Origin of the sequence: Conchiformibius kuhniae DSM 17694 (assembly GCF_000428785.1) — a bacterium.
GTDB classification, from domain to species: domain Bacteria; phylum Pseudomonadota; class Gammaproteobacteria; order Burkholderiales; family Neisseriaceae; genus Conchiformibius; species Conchiformibius kuhniae.
In genome coordinates this window covers 1-17,369 of sequence record NZ_AUAP01000003.1, presented here as the reverse complement: position 1 = coordinate 17,369, position 17,369 = coordinate 1, and the positions used below count along the sequence as shown (strand labels likewise).

Annotated in this window: 17 protein-coding genes and 1 pseudogene; 11 read left to right on the top strand and 7 right to left on the bottom strand. The window is 56.1% G+C overall.

Annotated features, from left to right (window positions below):
* Positions 1-4 precede the first annotated feature (4 nt).
* Positions 5-1,068, bottom strand: a pseudogene (locus tag G392_RS12055) (RNA-guided endonuclease InsQ/TnpB family protein).
* A gap of 149 nt (positions 1,069-1,217) precedes the next feature.
* Here G392_RS12055 and G392_RS0103930 point away from each other — a divergent pair.
* The 5 genes from G392_RS0103930 (at position 1,218) to G392_RS0103910 (ending at position 5,624) form a co-directional block, all read left to right on the top strand.
* On the top strand, positions 1,218-2,246 hold the full coding sequence (locus G392_RS0103930) for an NADP-dependent oxidoreductase (RefSeq protein ID WP_245571919.1): 1,029 nt from the start codon (positions 1,218-1,220) through the stop codon (positions 2,244-2,246).
* Positions 2,243-3,025, top strand: a complete 783-nt coding sequence (locus G392_RS0103925) for an RnfABCDGE type electron transport complex subunit B (RefSeq protein ID WP_027009177.1) — start codon at positions 2,243-2,245, stop codon at positions 3,023-3,025. The genes G392_RS0103930 and G392_RS0103925 overlap by 4 nt, the downstream gene beginning before the upstream one ends.
* Positions 3,022-3,375, top strand: a complete 354-nt coding sequence (locus G392_RS0103920) for an immunity 8 family protein (protein ID WP_027009176.1) — start codon at positions 3,022-3,024, stop codon at positions 3,373-3,375. Before G392_RS0103925 ends, G392_RS0103920 begins: the two co-directional genes overlap by 4 nt.
* A gap of 184 nt (positions 3,376-3,559) precedes the next feature.
* On the top strand, positions 3,560-5,158 hold the full coding sequence (locus G392_RS0103915) for a peptide chain release factor 3 (RefSeq protein WP_027009175.1): 1,599 nt from the start codon (positions 3,560-3,562) through the stop codon (positions 5,156-5,158).
* Positions 5,159-5,201: 43 nt separating this feature from the next.
* Positions 5,202-5,624, top strand: coding sequence for a DoxX family protein (locus G392_RS0103910; protein WP_027009174.1), 423 nt, complete (start codon positions 5,202-5,204; stop codon positions 5,622-5,624).
* A gap of 389 nt (positions 5,625-6,013) precedes the next feature.
* On the opposite strand, the gene G392_RS0103905 is transcribed toward G392_RS0103910, so the two are convergent.
* From G392_RS0103905 to G392_RS0103895, 3 genes are all read right to left on the bottom strand, one after another.
* Positions 6,014-7,000, bottom strand: a complete 987-nt coding sequence (locus G392_RS0103905) for a S49 family peptidase (protein WP_027009173.1) — start codon at positions 6,998-7,000, stop codon at positions 6,014-6,016.
* 234 nt (positions 7,001-7,234) lie between these two features.
* Positions 7,235-7,570, bottom strand: coding sequence for an ISC system 2Fe-2S type ferredoxin (fdx, locus tag G392_RS0103900; protein ID WP_027009172.1), 336 nt, complete (start codon positions 7,568-7,570; stop codon positions 7,235-7,237).
* Between the two features lie 109 nt (positions 7,571-7,679).
* Positions 7,680-8,594 carry a hypothetical protein gene (locus tag G392_RS0103895; protein ID WP_027009171.1) on the bottom strand — a complete coding sequence of 305 codons (915 nt, stop codon included), beginning with the start codon at positions 8,592-8,594 and terminating at the stop codon, positions 7,680-7,682.
* A 349-nt stretch (positions 8,595-8,943) separates the two neighbouring features.
* Between G392_RS0103895 and G392_RS0103890 the strand changes: the two genes are divergently transcribed.
* The 3 genes from G392_RS0103890 to rsfS are packed head-to-tail and all read left to right on the top strand — an operon-like array spanning position 8,944 to position 10,915.
* Entirely contained in the window at positions 8,944-9,522 is a 579-nt protein-coding gene (locus G392_RS0103890; RefSeq protein WP_027009170.1) for a GNAT family N-acetyltransferase, read from the top strand.
* A gap of 12 nt (positions 9,523-9,534) precedes the next feature.
* Complete coding sequence (fmt, locus tag G392_RS0103885; RefSeq protein ID WP_027009169.1) at positions 9,535-10,476, top strand: methionyl-tRNA formyltransferase; 942 nt, start codon at positions 9,535-9,537, stop codon at positions 10,474-10,476.
* Between the two features lie 52 nt (positions 10,477-10,528).
* On the top strand, positions 10,529-10,915 hold the full coding sequence (rsfS, locus tag G392_RS0103880; protein WP_027009168.1) for a ribosome silencing factor: 387 nt from the start codon (positions 10,529-10,531) through the stop codon (positions 10,913-10,915).
* Between the two features lie 391 nt (positions 10,916-11,306).
* On the opposite strand, the gene G392_RS0103875 is transcribed toward rsfS, so the two are convergent.
* From G392_RS0103875 to radA, 3 genes are all read right to left on the bottom strand, one after another.
* Positions 11,307-11,843, bottom strand: a complete 537-nt coding sequence (locus tag G392_RS0103875) for an alanyl-tRNA editing protein (RefSeq protein ID WP_051255565.1) — start codon at positions 11,841-11,843, stop codon at positions 11,307-11,309.
* 528 nt (positions 11,844-12,371) lie between these two features.
* The gene (locus tag G392_RS0103860; RefSeq protein WP_027009166.1) at positions 12,372-12,653 is read right to left on the bottom strand and encodes a hypothetical protein; all 282 of its coding nucleotides are present in this window, start codon (positions 12,651-12,653) and stop codon (positions 12,372-12,374) included.
* On the bottom strand, positions 12,650-14,032 hold the full coding sequence (gene radA / locus G392_RS0103855) for a DNA repair protein RadA (protein WP_027009165.1): 1,383 nt from the start codon (positions 14,030-14,032) through the stop codon (positions 12,650-12,652). The genes G392_RS0103860 and radA overlap by 4 nt, the downstream gene beginning before the upstream one ends.
* Before the next feature lie 143 nt (positions 14,033-14,175).
* On the opposite strand from radA, the gene hemA reads away from it, so the two are divergent.
* From hemA to G392_RS12050, 3 genes are all read left to right on the top strand, one after another.
* Entirely contained in the window at positions 14,176-15,447 is a 1,272-nt protein-coding gene (gene hemA / locus G392_RS0103845) for a glutamyl-tRNA reductase (RefSeq protein WP_027009164.1), read from the top strand.
* A 168-nt stretch (positions 15,448-15,615) separates the two neighbouring features.
* Positions 15,616-16,782 (top strand): NAD(P)H-dependent flavin oxidoreductase, encoded by a 1,167-nt coding sequence (locus G392_RS0103840; RefSeq protein ID WP_027009163.1) that lies wholly within the window; start codon positions 15,616-15,618, stop codon positions 16,780-16,782.
* A 145-nt stretch (positions 16,783-16,927) separates the two neighbouring features.
* A partial coding sequence (locus G392_RS12050) for a hypothetical protein (protein ID WP_034334389.1) occupies positions 16,928-17,369 on the top strand: 442 nt, incomplete at its 3' end.

The window sequence follows — 17,369 nt, the reverse complement described above, 5'->3', positions numbered from 1 at the left end:
TGCCTTACTTTTGCGCGGTCAAAACTTCCTGACCGCGCAAAAGTACGTTGATTGCGCCGACCACATCGGCATTATTCTGATAGCCGCATCGCACACATTCAAACTTTTCCTGCGTGATGCGGTTTTCCTTTGCCGTGCGGTTACAGGCAGGACAGCAACGGCTGGTATTTTGCGGCGGAACGGCAATCAGATGCCCGCCGCGCCACAACAATTTGTAATCCAATTGACGGCGGAATTCAAACCAAGATTGGTCTAAAATCGCACGGTTTAAGCCCGATTTGGCTTTGACATTTTGATTTGTTGCACGCTTGGACATATTCGCCACCTGCAAATCCTCCACAAACACAAGCGCGTGGTTTTGGCTGATTGCGTTGGTGATTTGATGCAGGTGGTTTTTACGGATGTTGGCGATTTTGTGGTGCAGTTTGGCTATTTTGGTTTTCAACTTCTGCCAATTGTTTGAAAACTTGGTTTTATGTTTGAACCGTTTTTGCAGTTTTGCCAACTTGCCTTTTAAAGTTTGAAACGCATTGGCGGGATAAAAATATTCGCCGTTTGACAAAGTGGCGAAACGTACAATGCCCATATCAATCCCGATTGCTCCGCCTTTCGGGGTCGGGATTTCTTGCTCAAACTCTGTTTGAATGGAAACAAACCATTTACCGCATTTTTGGCTGACCGTTACGTTTTTGATTACACCGTTTACCTGACGGCGTTGCGATAGCGCACCCAACCGATTTTCGGCAGCCAAATGCGTGCGTTGCCCTGCTCCAATTTGCAACCTTGCGGAAAACGGAAACGGTCTTTTTCGCCCTTGCGTTTGAATTTGGGAAAATCCGCACGTTTGGCAAAAAAGTTTTTAAATGCGCTTTCCAAGTCTTTCAAACTTTGCTGTAAAACTTGGCTGTAGCAATCTTTTAACCACGCCAATTCTTTTTTCCATTCGGGCAAGAGATTGGCAATTTTGGTGTAACTGAATTTGAACGAACAATCCTGTTGATATTGCTCGTTCTGATACGCCAAAGCACGGTTGAACACGAAACGCGCACAGCCGCAAAATTGTTTCATCTTACGGGTTTGTGTGCCGTTGGGCATCAATTCAAATTTGAAGGCTTTGCGTATTTGCATGGTTTATGACAAAACGACAAGAAAATAGGCTATATTTTAACATTTTCAGGCAGCCTGAAATTTTGTCGCAAATCTTTTAGGAAATTACGATGGAACAAGCCATTCCCGCCACCATGCACGCCATGACCATTCAAGCTTACGGTCAGAAAAACGTGGAAAAAACCACCGTCCCCACCCCCGCCATCGGCAAAGACGATGTGCTGGTGAAAATCCTTGCCGCAGGTGTCAATTCTGTGGATTTCAAAATTCGGGACGGACGACTGAAACTGCTGATTGACTACCCCATGCCCCTGATTTTGGGCAACGATTTGGCGGGCATCGTGGCGGCAGTCGGCGACAACGTCCGCGAATTTGCCGTAGGCGATGCCGTGTACGGACGCGCCGACAAAGACCGCATGGGCACGTTTGCCGAATACATCGCCATCAAAAAACAACACCTTGCCAAAAAACCGCCGCATTTAAACTTTACCGAAAGCGCATCGCTGCCGTTGGCGGCGCTGACCGCCTACCAAGCCCTGCACGAGCGCATGAAGCTGCAAGCCGGCGACAAAGTATTGATTCACGCGGGCGCGGGCGGCGTCGGCACGGCGGCGATTCAAATCGCCAAAGCAATGGGCTTGTTTGTCGCCACCACCGCGAGCGCGGCGGGACGGGCGTTGGTGGAACGTTTGGGCGCGGATTTAATCATTGATTACAAAACGGAAGATTTCAGCGAACAACTGCGCGGTTATGACGGCGTGTTGGACACGCTGGGCGGCGATGCGTTGAGAAAATCGTTTCGGGTGGTGAAACGGGGCGCGAAAGTGGTCAGCGTGTCTGCCGTCCCGACCGCGCAACTGGCGGACGAATGGGGTTTGCCGTTTTACAAAAAAATCCTGTTTGCGCTGGCGTCCGCGCCCCTGCACCTTGCCGCGAAAAAACACGGCGCGGTTTATGATTTTCTGTTTATGCGTCCCGATGGCGGGCAGTTGGCAGAAATCGGCGCGTGGGCGGAACAGGGCAAAGTCCTGCCCGTGATTGACAAGGTGTTCGCCTTTGACGACACGCAACAGGCGTTGGCATACAGCGAGCAGGGGCGGGCGAAAGGCAAAATCGTGATTAAGATTGCAGATGAATGAACAAGATAAACCTTCATACCATCAACCGCCTGTTGCCGCAAACCCAATGCCGCGAGTGCGGCTATGACGGCTGCGAACCGTATGCGGCGGCGTTGGTGGCGGGCGAAGCGGCGGTGAATTTGTGTGCGCCCGGCGGCGAAATAGTAATGCGCGACTTGGCGGCATTGCTGCGCCGTCCGCCGCAAGCCCCCGCCAAAACGCAAACGCCCGCGCTTGCGCTGATTGACGAAAACGTGTGCATCGGTTGCGCGGCGTGCATCCGCGTTTGCCCCGTTGATGCGATTATGGGCGCGACCAAGCAGATGCACACGGTGTTGGCGGACGAATGCACGGGCTGCGGCTTGTGCGTGCCGTCCTGTCCGGTGGACTGCATCGAGATGGTCGGCACGGAAGATGCCTGTCTGCCGCGCCACCGTTTTCTCGGTACGCACGAAACCGAAGCGCGTTTTCAGGCAGCCGCGCACGCGCAAAGCCGCTACCAAAACCGCAACGCCCGCCGTGCCGCCGCCAAAAAACCGAAACCCAATCCGAACCAAACTTCGGCAACGCCCGCCGTTCCCAACGCCGCCGCGCTGATTGCACAGGCGATGGCGCGGGCGCAAAACCAAGCCGCGTCCGCCCCCGCCAACCGCGAACAGTTCCGCCAACGCCGCCTTGCCGAAGAGCGCGAAAAAGCCGCGTTCCGCCGCGCCCAGCGCGATGTGCAATACGGCAACGAGCAGGAAAAAGCAGCGGCTTTGGCGTGGTTGCGCGAACGAAAATCCGAGACAAGCTCATGAAACCCGTCTTAAAAAGCTTGGATTGTGCGGAGATTGTGCAAAATTTGGCGGCATACCGCCCGCCCGAACCCGATAATTTTATGTTGTATTTGGCTTTGTCTGTCGGCGCGGACGATGGCGATGCTGCCGATTTATTTTATTTGTCGGTGTGTACGCCCAAATGGTTATCGGCACACCATCGCGGTACATTGTTCGCCAAAGCGTGGCTGATTGTGGAATGCTATGATTTTCAAGAGATTAAGCAAGCCATTCAAAAGCTGCTGAACAGCATCAACGGCGATAATTGGCATGAAATTGCCGGGAAATTAAACCGTTATACCGATTGGGAATTTGAAGATTACCGTCCGTAACGGGCATGGCGTAATTGACGATGCCGCGCATTGTTGCGGGCGGAAGCGGAAACGTGCGGCAATATCGCACGGCAACCTTGTTGGCACAATCCTGCTAACGTTTTACAATACTGTTTTTCAGGCAGCCGCGATTTCAGGCTGCCTGAAAAGCATTTTTCCACCTTTATCATTCCGAAACAACACCATGTCTGCCATTCCCGACCACGTCCGCCGCCGCCGCACCTTCGCCATCATCTCCCACCCCGATGCCGGCAAAACCACACTCACCGAAAAACTGCTGCTGTTCTCCGGCGCGATTTTGAGCGCGGGCACGGTAAAAGGCAAAAAATCCGGCAAATTCGCCACGTCCGACTGGATGGAAATCGAGCAGCAGCGCGGCATTTCGGTGGCGTCATCGGTGATGCAGTTCCCCTACCGCGACCACACTGTCAATCTGCTGGACACGCCCGGCCACCAAGATTTTTCCGAAGACACCTACCGCGTACTCACGGCGGTGGACAGCGCCCTGATGGTCATCGACGCCGCCAAAGGCGTGGAAGCGCAAACCATTAAATTATTAAACGTTTGCCGCATGCGCCACACCCCTATCGTTACCTTTATGAACAAATACGACCGCGAAGTGCGCGATTCGCTGGAATTGCTGGACGAAGTGGAAAACATCTTGAAAATCCGTTGTGCGCCCGTAACTTGGCCCATCGGTATGGGCAAAAATTTCAAAGGCGTGTACCACATTCTCAACGATGAGATTTACCTGTTTGACGCGGGCGGCGAAAAACTGCCGCACGAATTTGAAATTATTCAAGGCATTGACAACCCGCGTTTGGACGAACTGTTCCCGATGGAAATGGCGCAACTGCGCGATGAGATTGAATTGGTGCAGGCAGCCTCGAATGAGTTTGATTTAGAAGAATTTTTGGCAGGCGAACTCACGCCCGTGTTTTTCGGCTCGGCGATTAACAACTTCGGCGTACAGGAAATTTTGAACGCGCTGATTGAGTGGGCGCCCGCGCCGCAGCCGCGTGATGCCGGCGTGCGCCAAGTGTCGCCCGATGAAAGCAAGTTTTCAGGCTTTATCTTTAAAATTCAGGCGAATATGGACCCGAAACACCGCGACCGCATCGCCTTTTTGCGCGTGTGTTCGGGAAAATTTGAACGCGGCATGAAAATCAAACACTTACGCATCAACCGCGACATTGCCGCGTCCAGTGTGGTAACGTTTATGTCGCACGAGCGCGAGTTGGTGGAAGAGGCGTATGCGGGCGACATCATCGGCATTCCCAATCACGGCAACATTCAGATTGGCGACAGTTTTTCCGAAGGCGAGGCGTTGGCGTTTACCGGCATTCCGTTTTTCGCGCCCGAACTGTTCCGCAGCGTCCGCATCAAAAATCCCCTAAAAATCAAACAACTACAAAAAGGTTTGCAACAACTCGGCGAAGAAGGCGCGGTGCAGGTGTTCAAGCCGCATTCGGGTGCGGATTTGATTTTGGGCGCGGTGGGCGTGTTGCAATTTGAGGTGGTAACGGCGCGGCTGGCGGCGGAATACGGCGTGGAAGCGGTGTTTGACAATGTGTCGGTGTGGTCTGCACGGTGGGTGTCGTGCGCCGACAAGAAAAAATTGGCGGAATTTGAAAAGGCGAATGCGGCGAATTTGTCCACCGATGCGGGCGGAAATTTGGCGTATCTTGCGCCCAACCGCGTGAATTTGAATTTGACGATGGAGCGTTGGCCGGACATCGTGTTCCACGAAACGCGCGAGCATTCGGCGAATTTGAACGGCTGAACCGTTCTGTTATAATTTGCGGTTTTGACAACCATCAGGAGAGATGATGCTTCACAACAATCCTTTGCAAAAATTCCAGCCGTTTGTGCTGGGTTTGCTGCGCATTACTTCGGCGTATATGTTTTTGCTGCACGGCACTGCCAAGCTGTTTGCGCTGCCGCACATCGAGCGTTTTGACAATATGCCTTTGTTTTCCATGCTGGGCGCGGCGGGCGTGCTGGAGGTGGCCGGCGGCGGTTTGCTGCTGCTGGGCTTGTTTACCCGCCCCGTTGCCTTTGTGCTGTCGGGCATGATGGCGGTGGCGTATTTTATGGCGCACGCTTCGCAAGGCGCGGTGTTGCTGCCCTTGATGAACGGCGGCGAACCGGCAGCCTTGTTCTGCTTTATTTTCCTGTATTTGGCGGCGGCGGGCAGCGGCGCGTGGGCGTTGGACAACCTCATCTGCGCGAAACGGCAAACCGCGTAATCGAAAGACAAAAAAACAGGCAGCGACAAGGCTGCCTGAAATACCTCAAATCAGAGATTTTACGCTTCACAAACATGGGGTTGAAAACCCCGCAGCCTTTCGGCTGCCCTCACGGTCTTGCCCGAAAGGAGTAAAAAGCAAGACCGTAAAGCCTGTAAGGTGTTCTTGTTGTAATCAGTTGTAAGCATATTAGCCGTTTTTCCCGCCTTTGCCAAGTGCAAAACACCTACGCCCGTTCAATTTGCCATTTTATGTAAAGAAATTTTGTTTTTATGGCAGTTTGATGCAATTTTTGTAAAAATCCGGCGGACTTCATTTTCCCAATAAGCAAACGCATACCGTGCCGGTACGGTATGCGCTTGGGGCTAGGCGGGGCTTTTGATGCGGCGTTACCACATTTTGTCGAGCCAAGCCGATACCTGCGTTTTCACTTCCGCCCGCAAACGGCGGCTGAGCAAGCGGGTCAATTCGTCCTGCTGCGGGGTGTAGTCCACCAGCTCGGGGGCTTTTGCCACATCCCGCGCCACGCTGTAAATATTGCCGGTGCCGTCCGTCAGCCCGACTTTCTGCGCTTGCAAGCCGGTGTACACGCGCCCGCTAAACACATCGGGATTTTCTTTTTCTTTCAAACGGTTTCCGCGACCCGTACGCACGGCTTTGATAAATTCGCCGTGGATTTCGTTGAGCATTTGCTGCCAAATGGCGATTTGTTCGGGCGTTTCGGGGCTGAACGGGTCGCCCATGCCTTTGTTGCTGCCGGCGGTGCGGGTGCGGCGTTTGATGCCGAGTTTGTCCATCAAGCCCGTTGCGTCAAAGCTGCTGCCGACCACGCCGATGCTGCCGACAATGCTGGACGGGTCGGCATAGATTTTGTCGGCGGCGGCGGCGATGTAGTAGCAGCCCGAAGCGCACATGTCTTCGGCAACGGCGTAAACGGGAATGTCTTTGTGTTCGGCTTTGAGGCGGCGCACTTCTTCAAACGCCACATTGGAAACAACGGGCGAGCCGCCCGGACTGTTGGCGCGGATAATGATGGCTTTGACATTTTTGTTTTCGTAGGCGGCTTCCATGCCTTCGCGCAAAATGGCAACGTGGTCGGTGTATTCGTCGCCGCCGATTTCGCCCACCAAATCAATCACGGCGGTGTGTGCGCCGTTGGGTTTGGCATCTTCGTTGCCGCCCTTGCCCATCAGCCCCGCCATCACGCTTAAAAACACCAGCAAGCCCACGCCGCGCCACACGGCTTTCCACACGCGGGCGCGGCGTTGTTCGCGGTAGGCTTCCAGCAGCACGTCGCGCAAGGTGGCGCGTTCCCAGTTTTCGTCTGTTTGCGGGGGCGCTTCGCCGTTTGGGTCGCGGCGGATGCGGTAATTCATGTTTTTTTCCTTTTTAAAAATAAACAATGGATTGTAACAAAGTTTACAGGCAGCCTGAAACAGTTTCGGGCTGCCTGAAGCCAATCGGACAGTTAAACCACAGCATCGTCATTCCCGCGCAGGCGGGAATCCATCGCTGCTTTCGGCGAGCGTGGAATGTCCAATATTGGTTTGGTTTCAACTTGGATTCCCGCCTGCGCGGGAATGACGGCGTGATAAGAAAATATATGTGCTTTAATGTTCGCGGGCGTGGTTGATGGTGTATTTGGGGATTTCCACCACCAAATCCGCTTCCGCCACCACCGCCTGACAACTCAAACGCGATTGTGCTTCCAAGCCCCACGCTTGGTCGAGCAGGTCTTCCTCGATTTCGGATGGCTCGTCCAAGCTGTCAAAGCCTTGACGGACAATCACATGGCAGGTGGTGCAGGCGCAGGATTTTTCGCAGGCGTGGTCGATGTCGATGTCGTTCGCCAGCAATACGTCACAAACGGTTTCGCCGCTTGGTGCGTCAATCACTTTTCCTTCGGGGCAAAACTCGGCGTGCGGCAAGACGGTAATTTTCGGCATGGTGTTTTCTCGGTGTGTTTGTGTCAAAAACGCGCATTGTAACGCGGATTGCCCTTGTGCGCTTTATCGGCGGGATAGCACCTTTGCCCCACCCGCCTACCGTATGCCTTTAAGCGGTTTCGCGACACCGCCGTCCGCCGCCGCGTCTGTTGCGCGATGATGCCTTGTTTTTGCAAAATTTCTGAATGGGCTGCGGCTGCTCCGGCAGGTCGTCTACGGGCTGCCGCACCTTTGGCGGCGGGGGCGCGTCCTGTTCAAACCACACGTCCCGATACGCCGCATAGCAACACAGCGCATTCCATACCTGAAACAACACAAACGCCGCCAACACCGCCGCAGCAACCGCCAAACGCCCTGCCCCTGCCGTCTGCACCCACTGCACCGCCGCCACCGCACCCGCCACCAGCGCCCCCTGCAACGTCATCAGCACCGTCATCGGCAACACATTGCCCAACACCGTCCGCGCACTCAGGCGCATCGCCCGAAACGGGTTTTCCCCTTGCAAAAACACCAGCGCGGGCGTAAACCACAACAACATCCGCAACACCCACACCAGCGCGAGCGGCAGCAGCAAAGCGGCGGGGTTGTCGCGGTACAGCGCCGACAACACCGCGCCCGCCGGAGCGCCGACACCGAACGACACCCCCACCAGCAACAAATACAAAATCAGCAAATTCACATAATTGTCTGATGCCAAAGTGGCAAACAAATGCCCCAACTGCGGCGGCATCCCCTCCAGCTCCCGCATCGAAGCCGCATACAACACGCCCCCGCCCAACATCAGCACCAACAAAGGCATCAAAAACAACACCGCAATGGTCTGCTGCGCCGCCTGCCACATGCCCGCAAACGCAGCAGCCGCGCACAACCCCAAGCCCAGCCAACGCCCCCAATGCCTGCCCAACAAACACATTCCCCGCCACAGCCACGTTCCGCCGCCCCACATCGGGCGCACCGCCGCCTGCTGACGCAACGTCCAACCGCCGTGCCACATGCCTTTGCTGCCGAAACCGCCTTGCTCCATCACAGCCTCCATACAAAAAATAACAAATCGTGCGGAAATTTTAACATTAAAAGCCAATATTCGGGAAATGAAAATCGCTTACATTGCCATGCGCCAAACGACATCCCCCCGATGCCGTATGGGAAACACCTGCCATCAACGATATAATGGCGCAGATAAGGTTGCACAATCCCTGTTGATACTGAAAACCGGTGCAATATAAAAAATACCGTCATTCCCGCGCACGCGGAAATCCACCGCACGATGATGCGCGGGAATGACGGTGCCGTGTTTTTTCGGTCAAATAATGCCCCCCAATCCCACCACAACCAACCGTTGAACGGAAACAACACCGTCCGAGCCTGCTACCATGATTGCCCTGCCCGACCACATTCTCCTTGATAAGGAACTTTCGCTGCACGCCATCGCCCCCGAACACGCGCCCGCGCTGTTCGCCCACATCCACCGCCACCGCGCCGCACTCTCGCCCTATCTGGACTGGGTGCGCCATACCGAAAGCGAAGCCGAAACCGCCGCCTTTATCGCCCGCGCCCGCGCCCAAGCCGAACGCGGCGAAGCGAAAGTGTGGACCATCCTTTGGCAGGGCGAAGCGGCCGGCACGCTGTCGTTTAACGAAATCGATTGGCGCGGACGCGGCACGGCGGCGGGCTACTGGCTCTCGCCCGCGCTGCACCGGCGCGGCATCGTCAGCCGCGCATTGGACGCGCTGCTGCACGCGGTGGCGGACGATTTGCCCCATTGCGAACTGCGTTGCGCCGTCCACAACGCCGCCAGCAACGCGCTGGCGCAACATTGCGGTTTCCAACGGATTGAATTGCACGGCACGGAAACCATCAACGGCGGAACCTACGCGCAAAATATTTACCGGCGCACCACCGTCAGCGCACGGACGCGGGCTTTGTACAACACCCACACTATTAATGATTGATTAAGGAAAACCATGAACCAAAACCTCAAAGTCGCCTTTGCCGGCACGCCCGAATTTGCCGCCGCCGCCCTGCGCGAAATCGCCACCGAATTTGCCGTGCCTTTGGTGCTGACCCAGCCCGACCGCCCCAAAGGGCGCGGCATGAACCTGCAACCCCCGCCCGTGAAGCAAGCGGCGCGGGCATTGGGTTTGCGCGTGGAACAGCCCGCAAGTTTGCGCGGCAGCGATGAAATCCCCAATCTGTTGAAAGAATTAAAGATTGATGTGATGGTGGTGGCCGCTTACGGGCTGATTTTGCCGCAAGCGGTGTTGGACGCGCCCGAGCACGGCTGCCTGAACATTCACGCTTCACTGCTGCCGCGCTGGCGCGGTGCCGCCCCCATTCAACGCGCCATTGAAGCGGGCGATGCCGAAAGCGGCGTGTGCATCATGCAGATGGACGCGGGTTTGGACACCGGAGCGGTGGTCACCACCCACCGCCACCCCATCGGCAAGCGCGACACCGCCGCCGATTTGCACGATGCCCTGATGCGTTTGGGCGCACGCGCCATCACAGACGATTTGCGCCGACTGCGCGACACGGGCAGCCTGAACGCCGTTCCCCAGCCCGAACAAGGCATTAGCTACGCCGCCAAACTGAGCAAAGACGAAGCGCGATTGGATTGGTCGCAGCCCGCCGACACCATCGTCCGCAAAATCCGCGCCTTTAATCCCGTGCCCGCCGCGTGGACGACCCATCGCGGCAAAACCCTGAAAATCTGGCAGGCGCAAACCGTGCAAGGCACGGGCGCGGCGGGCGAAATTTTGGCGGCGGACGCGGACGGCATCATCGTGGCGTGCGGCACGGGCGCGGTGCGCATCGGCGAACTCCAGCCCGCCGGCGGCAAACGCATGAGCGCAGCAGCCTTTGCGGCGGGTCGCGGCGCGGCGGCGGGCGAAGTGTTGGGCGCATAAACACCGAAACACGGTATAATCCCCCGATTTGATTTTTCAGGAAACCCCGCCCATGACCGAACAAGAACTCTGGCAAAAAATGACCGACACCGCCGTCAAAGCCCTAGAAGACGTCAAAGCCAAAAACATCACCGTATTGGACACCACCGAAAAAACCCCCTTGTTTGCCCGCATGATTATCGCAAGCGGCGACAGCACCCGCCAAGTCAAAGCATTGGCAAACAGCGTGGCAGTGGATTTGAAAGAAGCGGGCTTTACCGTGCAAGGCAGCGAAGGACAAGAAAGCGGCGAATGGGCGCTGGTCGATGCGGGCGACTTGGTCGTGCACGTCATGCTGCCCGCCGTGCGCGACTATTACAACATCGAAGCCCTGTGGGGCGGCGAAAAACCGTCTTTCCACACGGGCGCGGAAAAGCCTTGGCACGCTGCCGACCATTAAAAACCGCATCAACTGACCGAAAAACCACTGCGCGGCAACCACCGTGCCGTGTTTTTTCCGGTCAATGACACCCCCCAAACCATCGGGATTGCGGCTTTGCCCTGCTCGGGCTGCAATCCAATAAAATGCTTACAATTTCGGAACGAAAAAAAACGATGTTCCAACGCACAGGGCTGCACATAAAGCAAAGCCCCATGCCTTGCCCTGATTCGGACAGGTTTAGGGCGTGCCATCAATTAAAATTTTCTAATGTAAGAATGATGAGCAAGCGCAGCTTGGGTTGAAACGAAGTGAAAACCCAATGTTTTTCCGAAAATTTATGGATTTTGTTGGGTTTGCGCTGCGCCCCAACCCAACCTAAACCCTACCTAATAAGTAAATAGTAAAAAAATCAATCGTGATAACGCACCGACAGTTGTCCTTTTCTCACAGAAACCGCTTCGATGCGTACGCCCGCCAATTCCCCCGTATGCGCCACATGCGTTCCGCCGCAAGGATACGCCCAATCCGTTCCGAAACCAATCAGCCTGACATCGCCCCGATACGCCACATGGCGCGGCAACTGCCGTGCCACCGCTTCATCAAACCATGTTTGCACCGCATCGGCAGTAACGGAAATACCATCGGGGTTGTCAAACGTTACTTTGGCTTCATCAGGCCAATGGTGGGCTTTAATTGCTTTCAAACGTCCTGCCGTTTCCAGCACATGACCAATCAGATGCCCCGCCGAATGCAGCCGCGAATGACGGTAACGAATTTGCCTGTCCACACGCATTGTTACGATGCCCATCGGTATGGCTTCGGGTAAGAAATGTACGATGGTACCGTTTTGTTTTTTCACGCCCATGACGGCAATGCCGTTAATTGTACCGTTATCGGCAGGCTGACCGCCGCCTTGTGGGTGAAAAATGGTTTCATCACATACCACCGCAAATCCTGATTGTTCTGGAATGCATGAAATTACCTGTGCTTGGTGTTCACACGCACCACTATCCAGTAACAGCAAATTTCTCATTGTTTATCATACCTTTCATTTTTTTGGGAAGTATCGATTTTCAAGGGGCTGTGTTTATTGTCAATAATAATCCATTATTTTGATTAGATATATTGGTTATGGCGAACAGAAACTGTTTTGTTATGCAAATGTTTTGAACCTGCTTTTGCTTGTTTCCCAAAACGGTTTTGCGCTGTATTTGCTGTGTTATGCGTTTTCTCTATCGCGGCACAAGCAAGTATAGGCTTGGTTAAAACGAATTGCAAATTCAACGTTTTTCTGAAAATTTATGGATTTTGTTGGGTTTGCGCTGCGCTTCAACCCAACCTATACCCTGCCGCAAAAAACACGCCGTCATTCCCGCGAATGCGGGAATCCAATTCACCATTTCAAAAATATTGGCTTTAAAAAACTGGGATTCCCGCCTACGCGGGAATGACGGCGGGAACGGTTTTCGCGCGTTCAGGCAGCCTGCCAAACATGCTTGTCCAACAAAAAATCCATCGCCGCCTCCCAAAACAGCGTTTCGCCGACAGGCTCGCCGTGTTCGTCAAAATCCAATGCCTCCGACACCACCGTTTCAATCAGATACGCCGCTTCGTCCGCGCTCAAGGTGGCGGCTTCGGTTTTCCGCGCCAATTCGGGCAAGGACAAATCATGTGCCGAATCCGCATCATCATGTTCGGCGTGCTGCCGTACCAGCGCGGCAATCCGCGCCCGCATCTGCCGTTCTTTCCATGTCATTCCTCATCTCCGTTGCGGCACAAGTCCACCGCTTCCGCCAAACTCGTTACCCCGTGCAGTTTCAAATTTGGAAACTCCGCCGCTTGGCGCGGCAGATTGGCTTTCGGCACGATGGCGCGTTTGAAGCCCAGTTTTTCCGCTTCTTTCAGGCGTTCCTGTCCGCGCGGCACGGGACGGATTTCGCCGCCCAAGCCCACTTCGCCGAACGCCACCATTTTTTGCGGCAAGGGTTGGTCGCGGTAGCTGGACAGCATCGCCAAAATCACCGCCAAATCCGCCGCCGGTTCGCCGATTTTCACGCCGCCCACCGCGTTTAAAAATACGTCGCGGTCAAAACAGGCAATTCCCGCATGACGGTTCAGCACCGCCAGCAGCATCGCCAAACGGTTTTGTTCCAAGCCCACCGTGAGCCGTTTCGGCGTGAAACCGTGCGCATCGTCCACCAATGCCTGAATTTCCACCAAAAGCGGGCGCGTGCCTTCCTGCGTAACCAACACGCACGAGCCGGAAACGTCGTCGCGGTAACTCGCCAAAAAAATCGCGGACGGATTGGACACGCCTTTCAAGCCTTGTTCGGTCATGGCGAACACGCCCAATTCGTTGGCGGCGCCGAAACGGTTTTTGATGGCGCGTATCATGCGGTGGTTGGAGTGTTGGTCGCCTTCAAAATACAAAACGGTGTCCACCATGTGTTCCAACACGCGCGGGCCGGCAATCGCACCGTCTTTGGTAACGTGTCCGACCAAAATCACGGCGATGCCCATTTGTTTGGCGGTGCGGGTGAGCTGCGCGGCGCACTCGCGCACTTGCGACACCGAGCCGGGCGCGGAAGTGATTAAATCGGAATACACGGTTTGAATGGAATCGATGACGACGATTTCGGGACGGTGTTGTTTCAAGGCTGCCTGAACCGCTTCCAAACGGATTTCCGCCAACAAATCCACGCCCTGCGCCCGCACGCCCAAACGTTGCGCCCGCAAAGCAACTTGTTGCGCCGATTCCTCGCCCGACACATACAGCACTTTGCGCCGCGCCGCCGCCGATGCCAAAGTTTGCAAAAGCAGGGTGGATTTGCCGATGCCGGGGTCGCCGCCGAGCAAAATCACCGCGCCGTCCACCAAACCGCCGCCGAGTACGCGGTCGAGCTCGCCGATGCCGGTGGGCTGGCGCGGCACTTCCGCCGCGCTCACCTGCGCCAAAGGCTGCACCTGCGCGGTTTCCGCCGCCCACGATTGGAAGCGCGGGTTTTTCGGTTCGGGCGCGGCGAGGCTTTCCTGCAAGGTGTTCCATTCGCCGCAATGCGGGCATTTGCCTTGCCATTTGGGGGCGTTGCCGCCGCATTCTGTGCATTGGTAAACGGTTTTCGGGGCTTTTGCCATCTCGGGGTTTCCTGAACGCTGTTGTGCCGATTGTAACCCGTTTTTGCCCGCACCATAGCCAAAAACAAACGGGATTGTTTGCCAACGGTTTTTTTTGCTATAATCGCCGCATGAAAAAATAATTGCAAATACAAACCATTATCATGAAGATGACCACTGTCGGGCTGAACCACCAAACCGCCCCGCTTGCCATCCGCGAGCAATTGGCGTTTACCGCCGCCACCTTGCCCGAAGCCCTGCGCGATTTAAACGCCAACGCCGCCGCCGAAGCGGTGATTTTGTCCACCTGCAACCGCACCGAGCTGTATTGCGTGGGCGAAGCCGAACAAATTATCCGTTGGTGGGCAGACTACCACCGTTTGAGCGTGGCGGAAATCCGTCCCTATCTGTACAGCTACGGCTGCAGCGACACCGTGCGCCACGCCTGCCGCGTTGCCTGCGGGCTGGACAGCATGGTATTGGGCGAGCCGCAGATTCTCGGTCAGATGAAAGACGCGGTGCGCGCCGCCCGTCAGCAAGACAGCATCGGCACATGGCTCAATGCACTGTTTCAAAAAACCTTTTCCGCCGCCAAAGAAGTCCGCAGCCGTACCTGTGTGGGCGACAACACCGTATCGATGGCATCGGCGGGGCTGAAAATGGCACAACGGCTTTTCGGCAATCTGAACCAAGTCAATGTGTTGCTGATTGGCGCAGGCGAAATGATTGAATTGGTCGCCACTTATTTCGCTGCCGCTTCCCCCGCCAAAATCACCGTTGCCAACCGCACGCTGGCGCGGGCGCAAGCCTTGTGCGACCGTTTGACGGGCGGTGCCGCGCCCTGCTTGCTCGGCGATTTGCCGCACCTGCTGTACGAATACGATGTGGTGGTGTCGTCCACCGCCGCACCCCTGCCGATTGTCGGCAAGGGCATGGTGGAAAGCGCCATGGCATTGCGCGGCGGCAAGCCGATGTTTCTGTTGGATTTGGCAGTGCCGCGCGACATCGAAGCACAAAGTGCGGAAGTGGCGGGCGTGCATCTGTACACGGTGGACGACATGGTCTCGATGGTGCAAAACGGCAAAGAAGCCCGCCGCGAAGCCGCCGCCGCCGCCGAACAAATGGTGGCACAAAAGGTGGACGAATTTATCCAATGGCAAAAAAGCCGTCAGCGCGTCCCCCTGATTTGCGCCCTGCGCGATGAAGGCGAACGCGCCCGCCGTCATGTGTTGAACAACGCCATCAAGCAGTTGGCAAAGGGCGCGCGCCCCGAAGAAGTGCTGGAGCGTTTGTCGGTGCAATTGACCAACAAGCTGCTGCACGCCCCCACCCGCGTGCTGAACAAAGGCTTGGGCGATGAGGGCATGCTGGTGGACGCGGTTTCGCAGATTTACAGTTTGCCGCAAACGCACCCCGCCGCGCTCGAGCGCGTTTAGGGCGTGCCGTCTTGCCCCAAAACCCCGCACCCCGCGCCGTTTCCCTGCCGAAACGGCGTTTTTGCCGCGCCCTTGCCCGAAAATCGAATAGAGTACCGATTTCATCTTGCAAAAAAAAGGAGTACAATGCCCCGACACACACCGTAAACAACATTCAAAGGAAAACACATGTTCTCGCATTCTTTCGAGCCTTTAACCATTCGCGGCAAGGAATTGATTCCCATTGTGCAGGGCGGCATGGGTGTGGGCATTTCCGCATCGGGGCTGTCCAGCGCGGTGGCGCGGGAAAACGGCATCGGCACGATTGCCAGCGTGGATTTGCGCCACCTGCACGAAGATTTGCTTGCCGAAAGCAAGGTCAATCCCAGCGAAGAAAAATACACGCGCTTGAATTTAATCGCACTTGACCGCGAAATCCAAAAAGCCAAAGCCCAAAGCGAGGGGCGCGGCATGATTGCGGTAAACGTGATGAAAGCGGTGAAAGACCACCCGCATCTGGTGCGCCAAGCCTGCGAATCGGGCGCGGACGCGATTGTGATGGGCGCGGGGCTGCCGCTTGATTTGCCGGAACTGACGGGCGGCAACAAAGACGTTGCCCTGTTTCCGATTTTGTCGGAATCGCGCGGCATCGGCATCGTGTTGAAACGTTGGATGAAAAAAGGCGTGTTGCCCGATGCGGTGGTGATTGAGCACCCCGCGCACGCGGCAGGGCATTTGGGCGCGATGACGGTGGCGGGCGTGAACGATGCCAAATTTGAGTTCAAGCGCGTGATTGACGAAACGATGGAAGTGTTTAAAAACTTGGGCTTGGAAAGCGAAAAAATCCCTTTGATTTTGGCGGGCGGCATGGCGAATTTCCAAAAAATCAGTACCGCGCTGAAAGATTGGGGCGCAAGCGCGGTGCAAATCGGCACGGCGTTTGCGGTTACGCAGGAAGGGGACGCGCACATCAATTTCAAAAACACGCTGGCGGGCGCGGAAAAAGAGCAGATTGTCGAGTTTATGTCGGTGGCGGGGCTGCCTGCACGCGGCGTGAAAACCAAGTTTTTGTCCAGCTACATCAAGCGCGAGGAAAAATTGCAGGCGAATGCCAAAGCCGACCCGCGCCGTTGTACGCAGGGCATCAATTGCTTGTCGGTGTGCGGTTTGCGGGACGGTTTGGACAAAATCGGGCAATTTTGCATTGATTTGAAATTGGCGGAGGCATTTCGTGGCGAGGTGGACAAGGGTTTATTTTTCCGTGGCAAAGACCCGTTGCCGTTTGGTACGGCGATTAAGTCGGTGCGCGAAACGGTGGAGTATCTGCTGACGGGGAATCTGGCGCAGGCGCGTTAAAACGGCGCATGACGGGCGCTTCGGCGGCGCAAGGGGCAACGCGGTTTGCGGGCAGGTTCGATTCAGCCTACCCCTTGACGCGAATAGAAATTTCCCCCGAATTGGTGTAAAATGAGCGCATCAACCCATCTATCAGGAGCGCATCATGAACCCGCAGCACCCTGCAACCGAACACGTCCTGCACCCCATTACCGGCGAAGCCCCCGCCCTTGACGAACAGGCGGCACAAAACAGTCCGGACAGCGCCGTCCAACCCCCTGTTGAAGAACCCGCCGAAGCCGCCCCCCTGCAAAACAGTGGCGGCAGCTACACCACCGCCCCTGCCGCCACAAGCGGCAGCCCCCTGCTGTGGGGCTTGGGCGCAGCAGGACTCATCGGCACCGCCGCCGTCCTTGCCAAAAGCGGCAGCGACAAAAACCCCACTGCTGACCACCCCCCCGCCAACGGCAACACCCCGACTCCCCCGACCGTTTCCCCGCCGCCGACCGCCCCCAAACCCATCATCACCCTGCACCCCGTTACCGCAGACAACATCATCAACCTTGCCGAATCCCGACAAACCGCCATCCGCATCAGCGGCGAAGTGC

Bases quoted from the DNA above. Each gene is read 5' to 3' on its own strand.
- G392_RS0103895 (WP_027009171.1), bottom strand. From the start codon at position 8,594: ATGGAGCAAGGCGGTTTCGGCAGCAAAGGCATGTGGCACGGCGGTTGG.
- G392_RS0103930 (WP_245571919.1), top strand. From the start codon at position 1,218: ATGGAACAAGCCATTCCCGCCACCATGCACGCCATGACCATTCAAGCT.
- hemA (WP_027009164.1), top strand. From the start codon at position 14,176: ATGAAGATGACCACTGTCGGGCTGAACCACCAAACCGCCCCGCTTGCC.
- G392_RS0103840 (WP_027009163.1), top strand. From the start codon at position 15,616: ATGTTCTCGCATTCTTTCGAGCCTTTAACCATTCGCGGCAAGGAATTG.
- G392_RS0103860 (WP_027009166.1), bottom strand. From the start codon at position 12,653: ATGACATGGAAAGAACGGCAGATGCGGGCGCGGATTGCCGCGCTGGTA.
- fdx (WP_027009172.1), bottom strand. From the start codon at position 7,570: ATGCCGAAAATTACCGTCTTGCCGCACGCCGAGTTTTGCCCCGAAGGA.
- G392_RS0103920 (WP_027009176.1), top strand. From the start codon at position 3,022: ATGAAACCCGTCTTAAAAAGCTTGGATTGTGCGGAGATTGTGCAAAAT.
- rsfS (WP_027009168.1), top strand. From the start codon at position 10,529: ATGACCGAACAAGAACTCTGGCAAAAAATGACCGACACCGCCGTCAAA.
- G392_RS0103925 (WP_027009177.1), top strand. From the start codon at position 2,243: ATGAACAAGATAAACCTTCATACCATCAACCGCCTGTTGCCGCAAACC.
- G392_RS0103905 (WP_027009173.1), bottom strand. From the start codon at position 7,000: ATGAATTACCGCATCCGCCGCGACCCAAACGGCGAAGCGCCCCCGCAA.
- radA (WP_027009165.1), bottom strand. From the start codon at position 14,032: ATGGCAAAAGCCCCGAAAACCGTTTACCAATGCACAGAATGCGGCGGC.
- G392_RS0103915 (WP_027009175.1), top strand. From the start codon at position 3,560: ATGTCTGCCATTCCCGACCACGTCCGCCGCCGCCGCACCTTCGCCATC.
- G392_RS0103910 (WP_027009174.1), top strand. From the start codon at position 5,202: ATGATGCTTCACAACAATCCTTTGCAAAAATTCCAGCCGTTTGTGCTG.
- G392_RS0103890 (WP_027009170.1), top strand. From the start codon at position 8,944: ATGATTGCCCTGCCCGACCACATTCTCCTTGATAAGGAACTTTCGCTG.
- fmt (WP_027009169.1), top strand. From the start codon at position 9,535: ATGAACCAAAACCTCAAAGTCGCCTTTGCCGGCACGCCCGAATTTGCC.